The following is a 13,016-nucleotide window of genomic DNA, read 5'->3' on the forward strand; positions in this document are numbered from 1 at the left end:
ATCACTATGCGCTGGAAAGGTCGAAGAGTTAGTTCAAACGTAGAAGACCGTCGCGGTGGTGGCGGTGCAAAAGCGGGTGGTATCAGTATTCTCGGTTTGGTTGTAGCATTTGTTGCGTGGAAGTTTTTTGGTGTAGATCCGCAGCAAGCTTATCAGGCGACTAAACAAGTGACTTCACAGGGTCAAACGGCTGAAGTCAAAGGTTTGGATAATCCAACACCTGAACAACAAGAAGCGATGGATTTTGTTGGAACGGTTTTGGCCGATACGGAAGATACATGGACTAAAGTCTTCCAAGAACAGTTAAATGCCCAGTATAAAGCGCCTAAATTGGTCATGTTTAATGGTGTGGTCAACTCGGGTTGTGGTACAGCACAAGCTGCAATGGGGCCGTTTTATTGCCCAGCAGATCAGAAGGTCTATATTGATACTGCATTCTTTAAAGATATGCGTACGCAAATGGGCATCACGGGTGAACAAAATCAAACTGAATTGAGTCGTCAAGATCAGGCGGGTGATTTTGCGCAAGCCTATGTGGTTGCCCATGAAGTTGGACATCATATCCAAACGATTTTAGGTATTTCTGAGCAAGTTCAGCAGGCGCGTGCGCAAGCGTCTAAAGCTGAAGGTAATCGTTATTCGGTCATGCAAGAACTACAAGCAGACTGCTTTGCGGGTATTTGGGCGCATCATAATCAACAGCGTACCCAATTTTTAGAGCAGGGTGATGTAGAAGAAGCGATGGACGCTGCACATAAGATTGGTGATGACTATTTACAGAAAAGTGCAACTGGGCAAGTGGTCTCAGATAGCTTCACGCACGGCACCAGTGAACAACGTATGAAATGGTTCCAGACAGGGTTGAAATCAGGCAATATCAATAGCTGTGATACCTTTAACCAAGCCATTTAAAACAAAAAAAGGAGGATGCAAACATCCTCTTTTTTTCATTGAAAAATAGATTGAAACTTATTTATTAAGAAATGATTTAAAGTTTCGAACAATACGATAGCTGACATACAATGCGGCAAATGCGAATAAAGCCACGCCAAAAACAGTATATTTAAGGCCTGAAATATCGTTTTGATAGAACTGTTTTAATTGGGCATCGCTATAGCGTAATTGTTGTTTTTGTCCAGTGCGGCTATTGGTGAAACTTACATTTTGGATATATTGAAATTGTCCGATTTTCAGTAAATCGAGGTGTTGAATTTGTCGGGTGTGTTGCTGATTAAATTCATCGAGACAAATATCTTGTGCATAGTTTTCACAATTCAGTTTGGCAAGATAACCATTATTCGCCAGCATGATAAAAATCGCACGATCGGGTGATTCATTATTGGAGACCAAAACCAATTGTTCTTTGGGTGTTGAATCCAGTGAAACCTTTTTTGCCTGACTAAAATAGTGCTCAGCACGTAAAATTTCCTGTGTCTTGCTAAAACAAGTCAGGATCAGCGCTGCAGTAATGATAAAGATCACAGCAGCAAAAAAGAGTCGAAAAATAGTTTTAATGGTCTGATGCATAGGAGAAATAAATTAGAGGATAAAAATGCATAAAATCGATGCAGGCTTGCTATGTTAAATGATCTTGATAAAAGATGTGAAAAAAACTGAATTTATACACGGTATTTAGATAAAATTCGTTAAAATATTTTATTTTTAAATACCAAATAATTTAGTATTTATTTTTAAAATACCTATATCTCACTCTGTAGGCGACACAGCACCAAAATTGGGAACGAAATGGGAAATTATTTTTTTCTACAGGTTTTTACCGTTATTTTTGCACTTTCGATTGCAACCACCATTTTTAATAAACGTATCTTGGCTTTTCCACAAGCCATAGGTGTTCCCATTGTTTCTGCAATTTTTGTCTTTATTTTGCAATGGGGTGCGAGTTTACTCAATGGCAATCAATTTGTGACGATTAATTTGCACAATATTGAAGAGGCAGTTCGTCATATCGACTTTTATGACTTTTTAATTAATGGCGTGATTTGTTTTATTTTGACCTCTTCAGCCTTGAAATTTAAAGTTTCAGATTTACGTTTACATTGGAAGCCGATCAGTATTTTGGCCAGTATTGCCTTGGTGCTTTGTGCGGTGTTTTTTGGTGTTGCTTTATATGGTTATCAGTTCTTAATTGGTCATCATGTTGATTTATTGGTGTTGTTATTATTAGGCGCTGCTTTAGGTGCGACTGACCCAATTGGGGTTAAAGGTGTATTAAGTTCTGTACGTGCCCCACATCATTTGATGGTGAAATTAGAAGGCGAATCGCTCTTTAATGATGCCATGTGTATTGCTGTGTTTATGACTTTACTCAATGTTTTGCAAGGTGAACATTTTACCGTCATTGGTACGCTTGAAACACTGTTATATGAAATTGTTGTTGCAGTCATTATTGGTTGGGCATTTGGTTTAGGGATTTTACGTTTACTCCGCGGTAAACATGAAATGGAGTCCTTGATTTTAACCACAGCATTATTGGCAAGTGGTTCATATCTAGTCGCTTTATTCGCACATGCATCTGCACCAATTGCATGTGTTATTGGTGGTCTGATCGTTGGGAATAAATGGAAAGAAATCCTCCAAGACCGAGAAATCAGGGAAGTGAACCATTTCTGGCATACCGTGGAAGGAATCATCAATTCCTTCTTATTTACCCTGATCGGTCTCGAGTTATTTATCTTAGATTTAAGTATCAGCTTAATTTTAGGCGGTATGGTGGCGTTTATCATTTTGCATGCATCGCGCTTTGCAGCAAACTATTTATCTTTTGCATTCTTCCCAAGTTTCCGCAAAAAAAGTTACAACGGTAGCCTTGCCATCTTATCGTGGGGTGGGGTTCGTGGCGGTATTTCATTGGCCTTAATCCTTGCTGTTGCCAATATTCCTGAACTCAGTGAATACAGCAGTATTTTGATTGGATATACATTTATTGCAGTCTTAATGTCGGGCCTCGTGTGTGGCCTAGGTTTACCCGCTGTGATGAATGCTTTTTATTACAACCCGAATGAAGAAACCAAAGGTTTCAAAGGTTGGTATCAAAGAATGTGCCATAAAATGAATAAAAAGGGTTTCCAATATATCGTGGGCGAAGATATACATGGTAATGAAACCATCACGGTATATAACCCAGAAGCATTAATAGATACCAAAGCGGATGATGGTGTTGCTGCTGTACATAATCCAGAGAAAGTGCAAGAAGTTCGTCGATTAGAAAATCCCGAAAACTTCTAAATTGCTTTGTTCGATTTAAAAAAAGGAAATGCTTGAGCATTTCCTTTTTTTATTTCTAGCTGTGTTCCATCATGAAACAGCAAAATGTGGGAAATTATGACTGGTCATTCAGCAGGAGATAAAAACATATTGATATTGCGATTAGCTATCAAAAAAGTTCTGATGGACTACATCTACTTGTTGACTCTATAGGTTTGAAGTTATTAGCTGAAGGTGAATCGAAACCTAATAAACATCAGTCTGAAGGTCGACGACAATGGCGTAAACTTCGTATTGGTATAGATGCTGAAAACATTGCAAACATGGACAATTCAGCTCATGACAACAATGTCAGCAGTTCATAAGTACTAGAAAACTTACTTGCATAAATTTCACCTAGTGAGCCAATGAATTCTAGCTATACCGATGGCGCATATGACACAAAATGCTGTAGGCATATCATTTCAGATTTATAAGCACTCTAGTCATTCCTCAAAGAAAAAATGCGAAACCATGAAAAGACAAAAAACTGTGGCTTTGGGAAGAAATGAATTCTTAAAGACAGTCCGACGTGTAAGGTGTGCCGTCATGAAGCTTTTAGTCACATCATGATAAAGTTTATTTGAAGTTCTGCTTTAAATGACGCTGTCTTTTTGCATAAGAAATACGATATCTCGCCATGTTTTTAATTGCATAAATGCGCTCTCTACCAAGGGGCGATATTTATACAAATGGTTGTCATAGCCCAAATGTGTCGATAAAGTTGAATTACTCACTTTGAAAAATACCGATGTGACTTTACAAGATCTAATCGATCACAACCAATTACTGTACTAATCTGTCAAAATTAAGTATTAATCAAAGAGAACCTTCGGGTTCTCTTTTTTATGCGGCTCAAAGGAGATCAGATGAAGCAGAGTGATGAATTGGCAACGCAAATTTTGTCGGTCATTCAATTGATACCGCAGGCGAAGATTGCCACTTACGGACAAATTGCCAAATTAGCGGGTTTACCGAAACATGCACGACTGGTTGGCTATGTACTAAAGCATCTAGATACAACATCAACGATCCCATGGCATCGGGTGGTGAATGCTCAGGGAAAAATCAGCACGCAGCGTTGCAATGAAAAAGGTGAAAATATCCAGCAATTGAAATTGGCAGCTGAAAATGTCTTTGTGGTGAATGGACGCATCTCATTGAAACAATATCAATGGTTACCCTAAAAAATCCTTGCCTTAAACATAGAATTATAATTTTATAATTGATGAAGTAGTCAATAAAAAGCCCTCTAGGATCAGAAGGCTTTTTATTTCACGCTATAAATCTAATGGCTTATTTGCGTACAACCAAAACAGGAATGTCTGAAGCACCTAGTACGCTTTGAGCTACGCTGCCCAAGAAGAATTTTTTGATCCCTGTACGGCCATGTGAACCAATAATAATCAAGTCCGCATGTGTTTCTTCTGCAGCTTTAACCAGTTCAGTATGCACCACTTGACCTTCAAGTAAGCGAGTTTCAACAGTGACACCTTCAGTTGAAAATTTCGCTTTTGCTTCTTCAAGTGTATTTAAAATCGATGCACGAGCACGTTCAATTAAATCATTGGTTTGCGCTGCTGAAATATACTCTGCAGCAATATATGGATCGAGCGTCAGTACTTGAACCACAGTAATTTTACTGCCAAAAGTTTTTGCAAACTCGACAGCTTTAGCCACCGCAGCATAAGAAGTTTCTGAACCGTCCACTGGAACTAAAATATTATTTAAAGCCATCTTATTTCTCCTTATCTGATCAATTGAATTTGGATGGAAAAACCTGAAAAAAAGCGCTATTACATTGATCATAGTTTCATCATACGCTTTTTTATTTTGGAATAAAACCAAGTAAATTCATAAGGATATTGTGAATTTTGTAATAAAAATATTGCAAAAATATGGACTTGTCTTCACCATGCTTAGCGATAGCAAAAATGCTCAATAATGTAAGCAGCTATGTCTAGATTGTAAGACAATTTGGTGCTGAAAAATTGAGCCTAGATAATTCATCCAACAGCAGACATATTTTCAATCACACCGTTTCTCTTGCTCTGTCAGGGTAATATGCAACGCTTGTTGCTCAAGCAAGCTTAATTTATGCAAAGTATCTTCAGGAAAGATCTGTTTCTGTAGGCGTTGAATCTGTTGAGCTGATAAATACTGATTGGCACAATACATTGCAGCTTCATTGGCGCGAGCAACACTGACTAATTTCTCCTGATCATTGAAGTCGAGACGAATGATAGGCTGCTGTGCTCGGCTAAGTTGAGCCATGCTGCGCTTTTGTTGCATGCTCAGTAAAGGCTGTTTATTAATCCAAGTCGCCACATCACGTCGCACACCATTATAGTCAACAAAAATAGGTGAGACGATTTGGCAGCCCGTTAAGGTCATGACGGCAAGGCTGAGGGTCAGACAGGCTTTTTTTATCGAATTGAATTGCATGATAAAACTCTAATTTTTAATCAAAAAATATAGTAAATAGGGCTAAAAATAGCATAATTTGCTTAAATAGTAACATCTTGAACTTTGCTTGTTTAAACTCTGAACAATTGCAAACAAAAATGCTTGACGATAATGTGTGAAATCTAGATAATGCCACCACAGTTTACGGCTATGTAGCTCAGTTGGTTAGAGCACCGCACTCATAATGCGGGGGTCACAAGTTCAAGTCTCGTCATAGCCACCATTTTTATAGACCAAGCTCTCAGCTTGGTCTCTTTTTTTGTGCCTAGAAAAAGTCAAATAGATTGAAATAATTACAGCACTAATAAAATGATCTGTTCACGATGTTAATGTAGAAATAAAAGAGAACTCAAATCTTTGATGTTATGAATTGATGTCCTAACTTTTGAAATACACATCTCAATTACTTTTTATATTTACTGCTGTGTTTTTTGCGCCTATAAAAAAGCCCAGTTATAGAACTGGGCTTTTTTGATTTGAATTGAGTAATTAGATACCCGGTTTCCAACCATTCACGATTGGGTAGCGTCGTTCACGGCTAAATGCACGTGAGCTAATACGTGGACCGATCGCGCCTTGGCGACGTTTGTATTCGTTTAGATCAACCAAACGGATGACTTTTTTCACGACTTCAGCATCAAAACCTTTGGCAATGATGTCATCTTGGCTCATGTCTTCTTCGATATACGCATATAAGATGGCATCCAATACTTCGTATTCAGGTAATGAGTCTTGGTCTTTCTGATCTGGACGAAGTTCCGCAGAAGGTGGACGAGTAATTACACGTTCAGGGATCACTGGTGTTTCTGAAATGCTGTTACGGTATTTTGCTAGTTCAAATACAATCGTTTTATAAACGTCTTTAAGAACTGCAAAGCCACCGACCATGTCACCGTACAATGTACAGTAACCAACAGACAATTCAGACTTGTTCCCTGTAGAAAGTACAAGATTACCGAACTTGTTCGATAAGGCCATTAGCAACGTACCACGAGAACGCGCTTGTAGGTTTTCTTCAGTCGCATCAGTCGGTGCATCGCCAAAGAAAGGGAATAAGGTTTGCATAAAGCCATTCACAATTGGATTGATTTCGGCAATACCAAAAGTTACGCCCATATTCTTGGCTTGTTCAGCAGCATCTTCAACGCTGATTTGCGCGGTATAGGTATATGGCATCATGACCGCTTGAACTTTATCGGCGCCAATCGCATCGGCAGCAATCGCTAAAGTTAATGCTGAGTCAATACCACCAGATAGACCTAAAATCACGCCAGGGAAGCCTGAACGTTGTACGTAGTCACGGGTTGCGATTACAAGGCTTTGGTAGATTTCAGCCATGGTATTTAATACAGGCGTGATTGCACCTGTTTTAAAGGCTTTTTGTTCAGCATCGTATTCTGCGATATATAGATCTTCAACAAAACTTGGTGCTTGCAACGCAACTTCACCTGAATTGTTCATCACAAAGCTTGTGCCATCAAAGACAAGGTCGTCTTGACCGCCCACTTGGTTGCAGTAAACCAGATTGATGTTCAATTGTTTGGTCAATGCAGTCATGGTTTCAATGCGATGCTGTGGTTTACCAACTTCATAAGGTGAAGCATTCAACACCAAAGCGGTTTCAACATTTAACTGAGCAAGCTGTTGAACAGTTGGTAATGCCCAAACATCTTCGCAAATCAACACACCAAACTTATGACCTAAATATTCAAAGACAAGGTGTTGATGACCCTCACTGAAATAACGTCTTTCATCAAAAACGCTATAGTTTGGAAGATTTTGTTTATTGTAAATCCCGAGAACTTGACCATTTTTCATGACAGCAGCAGAGTTATAGCGCTGACCATCTTCAGTTTGATTCACAAAACCAAAGACTAAAACGATGTCCTTAATGCTCGCTAATTGTTCAAAAGCTTGCTGTGTACGTTTATTTAAACTTGGACGTAATAATAAATCTTCAGCAGGATAACCAACTGTAGAAAGTTCCGGAAAAACAATAATATCTGCATTCTGTTCTTTTGCAGCATTGGCTTGTTGAAGCATTTTTGCTGCGTTTGATTCTAGGTTACCAATATGCGGAGAGAACTGAGCAAGTGCAATTTTAAAACTATTCATTCCAACTAAATCCTATTCCTATAGGTGAATACACTTAACACACTGATTTGTATTATTGTGATTATTCAGCGAGTGTATTTAGATACGAAAAATACTGCCGAAAGGCGAAAACAAAACACCATCATCGTATGATAATTCACTTGTTTTGATGCAAAGCAAAAAAATAAGGTGAGCCTATTTTATCTGAATTTAAGCGAGATACTAGAGGTATTCATAGCTTTTAAAAGCCTAGCTGAGCTTATGTGCCATAAAGTAAATATTAATGCTGTTTTTTTGTACTCAAAATAGCGTCAATGGTCGAGCACTAGTGTGAAATAGAATGATCAGGCGATATTCAATTTTATCTAAAAATATTCGCTACAGAGCATGGAAGCTTTATAGCTCAATTTGATGAACAAGTTCTGGATATAAAATAATATTTTTAATTCGCTTTAAATAGATGTCACGTGCAATGTCACCTTGTTGCTCAATGTTGTAGTCAAAAAATGCCTTGTGTGCTTTGAGGGTATAGCGGTATGGATTATATTTTTTAAAACTGAAGAAATACGCCATCTGCAAAATAGCACCCCGACCCAAAACATTGATCTGTTGCTGGTATTGATAAACATGGGCCATTTCATGAATAAACAGGGCACGATATCCTAAAGACGCTTTGGCATAGTCCGCTTTAAACAGTAAATTTCGTGCATGGATATACCCCTGAGGCGCCATGACCACATGCGCTGATTGCCAAGGCAAAAAAGGGTGATTCATCACTTTCACTTGCTCATATTGAATCAAATCACCAAACACACTGCGACACATGGATATTTCACCTGCCGTGAGGGATCGATATTTAAAACCTTCAAGTTTTAATAGTCGAATGAGTGTGTGAAAAAAGGGCAACATGATGAAAGGTGTCTAAATCTCTAAAGGGATGTGCAGTTTAACTATAACCTGAAAAAAAGATATCGCACTGTTGCGCTGTATTTAAAAAGCGATATTTTTGCATCTGCTACAGCGAAAAATCGGTTAGGGCGTTACAATTTAGTTTTCGGTCAAACAGATAGTCAGATGCAAGCACGGATCAATACTTTAATTTCTGAAATCAGCAAAAATATGTATGAACGTGAGCAGATTATTGCTTTGAGTTTGTTGGCTGGTGTTGCGGGTATGAATACCTTTTTATATGGTTTGCCCGGCACTGCAAAAAGTTTGATTTCACGTCGAATCGCCTCTGCTTTTGAGGTCCATGACTATTTTGAATATTTGATGAATCGTTTCAGTACGCCTGAAGAAATTTTTGGACCGGTATCGATCAAAGCCTTAAAAGAAGATCAATACATTCGTAAAACAGAACATTATTTACCACGGGCAGATTTTGCATTTTTAGATGAAATTTGGAAAGCCAGCCCTGCGATTTTAAATACTTTACTGACCTTGGTGAATGAGCGGAGTTTTAAAAATGGTGACATTGTCCAAAAAGTTCCATTGAATGTTTTGGTCAGCGCATCGAATGAAATTCCCGAACCGAATCAAGGTTTGGATGCCTTATATGATCGTTTTATTTTGCGTTTAGAAGTGCCGCCGATTGCTGTTGCAGAAAACTTTCATGCACTGTTACAGGCCAAGCCGAGTCAACTCAGTGTTGAAGTCGATGCGACCTTAAAAATAAAAAAAGCGGAGTTGCAAGATTGGCGGGAACAGATTTATCAGGTGGATTTACCCGAATCGATTTTAAATCTATTTGATCAACTTAAAACACGACTCAATCATAACTTTGAAGATCACGTGGTCTATGTCTCTGACCGTCGTTGGCAGCGTGTGGCTTATTTAGTCAAAGCCTGTGCTTTTTTAAATGATCGTCCATCAGTGATTTTGAGTGATCTATTAATTTTAAAACATTGCTTATGGAATCAGCCTGAAGACATTGCTTTTGTTTCGCAGCAGATAGATGAAGTATTGGCTGAAAATGGCTTAAATTACGGTTTGCAATTCGAACAACATGTGGCAGAGAAGGATGCACTTGAACAGCGGGTGCTCAATCATTTTTATTATACCGATGATGTGTATGAGAGTTATTTAATTCATGGCACTGATTACTTGCGTGCAGTGACCAATCTAGATCGACACTATAAAGATAAACTGTTGTATCTCGAACTGGATAAAATGGATACGAAAAAGGACTTCTTTGCCTTAGATGATACCGGTGAAGAAGTGCGTGGCATCGTATGTAATTTTAATGGTTCAAGAGTGTGTACGTTAAAAGGTGGCTATTACGGCTTAGAAGAAGTGGTGACGCCGTATATAAAACATACCAAAGGTAGTCCACGCAGCTCTCTTTCAGCACAAAGCCAATATGAGCTGTTACACGAAGTTCAACAGCTCAAAGCACAGTTTCAAACAGAATTGGAACTGTTAACGGAACGATTTAACAGTCAAAAACATCAGTTTAAATCGGTCTTTGTCACTGAACAGGATATTGAACATTTGATTCAATCTATTGAGCAGCAATTGGCACGATATCAGTTGCAGTTGCAAGATTGTGAGCGTCTGGAACAGTTATGTCGCAATTAAAACCGACAAGACACCAAACCCAATCGGCACTCGATGAATTAAGTTCGCAGCTTTATGATGAATTAAAACAATCCAGCTTAAAACATTGGTTGGATGATCATAAAGTGGCAAAAAAGCTCGATCAAAAAATTCAGGAATGGGCCTTTCAGGCAAAATCGAGTTTAGATCAGCAGCATCCCTATGCAGTGGTGCAGCAGCAATTGGAACATTGGCTTGCGTTAAAGCATTGGGAGCAGGGTGATTTTGTTCAATTCCACACTGAATATGCCGCCTTTATGCAAACCTTGGGGATTCCAGAATTCACTGAAATGTGGCAACAGAGCCAACAGTCGTTGCTGACCGAGCAGCAGCGTCAATTACACATTGAGCTATTCAAAGGTAAATGGCAGCGCAAATTGACCGAAGCCATTGCACATTGGGAGTTTGAACAGCTCCGTTTACAACGCGATGCCTTTTTAGATGAAATCAAAGATTTTCTCGCGACATTGTCGAAAATGGTCAAGCACCATGACAGTGTCGGGTTTGAAACAGGGATTTTTCTGGACTATTCCAAAGGGCAATTAACTGAGCATGATGTACAGAACTTTGAGCAATGGGCGAATTATCTCGAGCAAGATCGGGCGCTTAAACGTTTATGTCAAATGATCGGAAGCGCACAGCCGAATATACCACGTAAGCGGATTTCTGCTCAGTTAGAACAAGAGCCACAGCAGCTTATTCACACCCCGATGGCGCAAGAGGAAATTACTGGAATTAAATTGGCACAAGAACTCAGTATGGCTTTACCTAGCGAGTTGGCGCTGTTAGCCGATCCAGACTTGCAAGTTTTATTTGATTTGAAATATTTAGAATCTAATCTGATGAGTTTTAATCGAGAAGGTCAGCAACAGGGACGGGTGATCGAAGACCAACGCCATACGCAGCGTCGAGTCGGACAAAAAGGCCCGATGATTGTATGCTTAGATACCAGTGGCTCAATGAATGGACAACCTGAACTGATTTCCAAAGCGATTTGTCTATATTTATCGATTCGAGCGCTAAAAGAAAAGCGAGCGATGTATTTGGTAAATTTCTCGACCAATTTAACCGCGCTGAATTTACAACATAATAGTGCTTTGGATGATGTCATTCACTTTTTAGGGCAGTCATTTCATGGGGGAACAGATATTATCCCTGCGATGAATCATGCCGTGGACATGCTGAAACAACCGAATTTTGTACATGCCGATGTGGTGGTGATTTCCGACTTTATAATGGGTCAACTGACTGAAGAACTCATGCAAGAGATCACATATTTGAAGCAGCAGGGCAATGGATTCTATGCTGTGGCTATCGGTAATTTTAAACTGGATCATTTAGACGAAAGCCTGTTTGATCATCAATGGGTCTATCAATCTGCGACTGGTGAAATGCAAAAAATCCAATAATCGTCCCTCACAAAAAATACGCCATGACCTTTAATGACAAGCTTTTGAGCCATGCAGCATTGATGTTTTAAAGATTGTCTGACAAAGAAAATATTTGAGCATTTTTGCAAATCGAGAGGTCGGTTTTGCTAATGGTCTAGTGATCTATCTCACTTAATTTGATCCTCAATCTATGTGTTTTTCCTTCAATCGACATGAAGTCAATGAAGGGGAAACACCCAAATTGAGAGCAAAATCATGAGCGCTTTTCAACCGATAAAAAAAACTTTAGCACGCGTATTTGCAGGCCCTGTCTTTAACCCAACAAAACAGTCTGCCGTTGTTCCTATTCGTCATATGAAATTTGATTTCGAACCAGAAAAAATTGATCCAAAATTTTATATGAATGCAGAATTGGCCAGTGCCTATTTTGCGTCATTGTCTATTTTCTTAACCCGTGGCGAAGATTTGGTGATTGATACTGCTCGATATCATCGCGACTTTATTCAAGATCCTGTATTAAGACAACGTGTCACGTCGTTGATTGGGCAAGAGGCCATTCATTCACGTATGCATGAAGAAATGAATGAAGCATATCGCGCAAGAAATCTGCCTGTGCAATTTTTTAGAAAGTTAGAACACTACGTCTTTGCCTATGGTTTTGAACGTATGCCACAGCCAATGCTTTAATGGCAGCAATTGAGCATTTCACCGCAGTGCTTGCGGAATACATGATGAATCATGAAGAAATCTTTTTTAATTCAATAGATGAAAAGCAGCGCGCTATTTGGATGTGGCATATGTTGGAAGAGTCTGAACACAAAGACATTGCCTATGATGTTTATCAAGAATTATCAGGTAATTATGCTTTACGTATTGCTGGCTTTTTCCCTGCATTAATTACCATTTTGGGTTTGATTTCAATTGGTGCATCGATTGTCCCTTTCTACAGAAAGCCATCGAACTTGATTAGCCTAAGTTACTGGAAGGATGTTCCGCGCAGTTTTCAACTGATTTTCGGTTTAAAAGATGGTGTTTATGGCAGCAGCCTCGGGCATATTTTTGACTATCTACGACCAAGTTTTCACCCGAATGACCATGACACTTCTGCATTTCTTGAATATTACAAAAAGCGCCTGCTGAACCCTGTTGATGGTGTGTTGACACCATATTTTGTCAAAGAATTTACACCAGCATTAAAACGATAAA

10 protein-coding genes, 1 tRNA gene and 2 pseudogenes are annotated in these 13,016 nt (G+C 39.0%); 8 read left to right on the top strand and 5 right to left on the bottom strand.

All coding sequences use genetic code 11. From position 1 onward, the window contains the following. The first annotated feature begins 6 nt into the window (after positions 1-6). A complete protein-coding gene (locus FTT76_RS15355; RefSeq protein ID WP_180049137.1) occupies positions 7-912 on the top strand; it encodes a neutral zinc metallopeptidase in 906 nt (301 codons plus the stop codon). 57 nt (positions 913-969) lie between these two features. Here FTT76_RS15355 and FTT76_RS15360 read toward each other — a convergent pair whose 3' ends face one another. Continuing rightward, on the bottom strand, positions 970-1,527 hold the full coding sequence (locus FTT76_RS15360; protein WP_180026473.1) for a hypothetical protein: 558 nt from the start codon (positions 1,525-1,527) through the stop codon (positions 970-972). A 219-nt stretch (positions 1,528-1,746) separates the two neighbouring features. Between FTT76_RS15360 and FTT76_RS15365 the strand changes: the two genes are divergently transcribed. The 3 genes and pseudogenes from FTT76_RS15365 (at position 1,747) to FTT76_RS15375 (ending at position 4,451) form a co-directional block, all read left to right on the top strand. After that, the gene (locus FTT76_RS15365) at positions 1,747-3,246 is read left to right on the top strand and encodes a sodium:proton antiporter (RefSeq protein WP_180007461.1); all 1,500 of its coding nucleotides are present in this window, start codon (positions 1,747-1,749) and stop codon (positions 3,244-3,246) included. A 122-nt stretch (positions 3,247-3,368) separates the two neighbouring features. Beyond that, a pseudogene (locus tag FTT76_RS17710) lies at positions 3,369-3,801 on the top strand (transposase); the annotation flags it as partial. Positions 3,802-4,133: 332 nt separating this feature from the next. Then, positions 4,134-4,451, top strand: a complete 318-nt coding sequence (locus tag FTT76_RS15375; protein ID WP_180011029.1) for an MGMT family protein — start codon at positions 4,134-4,136, stop codon at positions 4,449-4,451. A gap of 109 nt (positions 4,452-4,560) precedes the next feature. On the opposite strand, the gene FTT76_RS15380 is transcribed toward FTT76_RS15375, so the two are convergent. After that, positions 4,561-5,001, bottom strand: a complete 441-nt coding sequence (locus FTT76_RS15380; RefSeq protein WP_078189919.1) for a universal stress protein — start codon at positions 4,999-5,001, stop codon at positions 4,561-4,563. A 291-nt stretch (positions 5,002-5,292) separates the two neighbouring features. Beyond that, a complete protein-coding gene (locus FTT76_RS15385; protein ID WP_180026471.1) occupies positions 5,293-5,709 on the bottom strand; it encodes a hypothetical protein in 417 nt (138 codons plus the stop codon). Positions 5,710-5,876: 167 nt separating this feature from the next. Here FTT76_RS15385 and FTT76_RS15390 point away from each other — a divergent pair. After that, positions 5,877-5,953 (top strand) — tRNA-Met (locus FTT76_RS15390). 266 nt (positions 5,954-6,219) lie between these two features. Here the strand turns inward: FTT76_RS15390 and FTT76_RS15395 are convergent. Further along, a complete protein-coding gene (locus FTT76_RS15395; RefSeq protein ID WP_180026470.1) occupies positions 6,220-7,845 on the bottom strand; it encodes an NAD+ synthase in 1,626 nt (541 codons plus the stop codon). 375 nt (positions 7,846-8,220) lie between these two features. Further along, positions 8,221-8,733: a hypothetical protein gene (locus FTT76_RS15400; RefSeq protein WP_180049135.1), complete on the bottom strand. Its 513-nt coding sequence runs from the start codon at positions 8,731-8,733 to the stop codon at positions 8,221-8,223. A gap of 30 nt (positions 8,734-8,763) precedes the next feature. Between FTT76_RS15400 and FTT76_RS15405 the strand changes: the two genes are divergently transcribed. From FTT76_RS15405 to FTT76_RS15415, 3 genes and pseudogenes are all read left to right on the top strand, one after another. Beyond that, the gene (locus FTT76_RS15405; RefSeq protein WP_257235112.1) at positions 8,764-10,401 is read left to right on the top strand and encodes an AAA family ATPase; all 1,638 of its coding nucleotides are present in this window, start codon (positions 8,764-8,766) and stop codon (positions 10,399-10,401) included. Further along, complete coding sequence (locus FTT76_RS15410) at positions 10,389-11,828, top strand: VWA domain-containing protein (RefSeq protein ID WP_180190613.1); 1,440 nt, start codon at positions 10,389-10,391, stop codon at positions 11,826-11,828. The genes FTT76_RS15405 and FTT76_RS15410 overlap by 13 nt, the downstream gene beginning before the upstream one ends. Before the next feature lie 237 nt (positions 11,829-12,065). Beyond that, positions 12,066-13,015: pseudogene (locus tag FTT76_RS15415) on the top strand (metal-dependent hydrolase). The last annotated feature ends 1 nt before the right edge of the window (position 13,016 follow it).

The sequence above is a fragment of the Acinetobacter sp. YH01009 genome (assembly GCF_013420765.1).
In the GTDB taxonomy this organism is placed as follows: Bacteria; Pseudomonadota; Gammaproteobacteria; order Pseudomonadales; family Moraxellaceae; genus Acinetobacter; species Acinetobacter amyesii.

What these genes read in the sequence shown, in the direction of transcription:
- FTT76_RS15355 (WP_180049137.1), top strand. Translation starts at nt 7, where the DNA reads ATGCGCTGGAAAGGTCGAAGAGTTAGTTCAAACGTAGAAGACCGTCGC.
- FTT76_RS15360 (WP_180026473.1), bottom strand. Translation starts at nt 1,527, where the DNA reads ATGCATCAGACCATTAAAACTATTTTTCGACTCTTTTTTGCTGCTGTG.
- FTT76_RS15365 (WP_180007461.1), top strand. Translation starts at nt 1,747, where the DNA reads ATGGGAAATTATTTTTTTCTACAGGTTTTTACCGTTATTTTTGCACTT.
- FTT76_RS15375 (WP_180011029.1), top strand. Translation starts at nt 4,134, where the DNA reads ATGAAGCAGAGTGATGAATTGGCAACGCAAATTTTGTCGGTCATTCAA.
- FTT76_RS15380 (WP_078189919.1), bottom strand. Translation starts at nt 5,001, where the DNA reads ATGGCTTTAAATAATATTTTAGTTCCAGTGGACGGTTCAGAAACTTCT.
- FTT76_RS15385 (WP_180026471.1), bottom strand. Translation starts at nt 5,709, where the DNA reads ATGCAATTCAATTCGATAAAAAAAGCCTGTCTGACCCTCAGCCTTGCC.
- FTT76_RS15395 (WP_180026470.1), bottom strand. Translation starts at nt 7,845, where the DNA reads ATGAATAGTTTTAAAATTGCACTTGCTCAGTTCTCTCCGCATATTGGT.
- FTT76_RS15400 (WP_180049135.1), bottom strand. Translation starts at nt 8,733, where the DNA reads ATGTTGCCCTTTTTTCACACACTCATTCGACTATTAAAACTTGAAGGT.
- FTT76_RS15410 (WP_180190613.1), top strand. Translation starts at nt 10,389, where the DNA reads ATGTCGCAATTAAAACCGACAAGACACCAAACCCAATCGGCACTCGAT.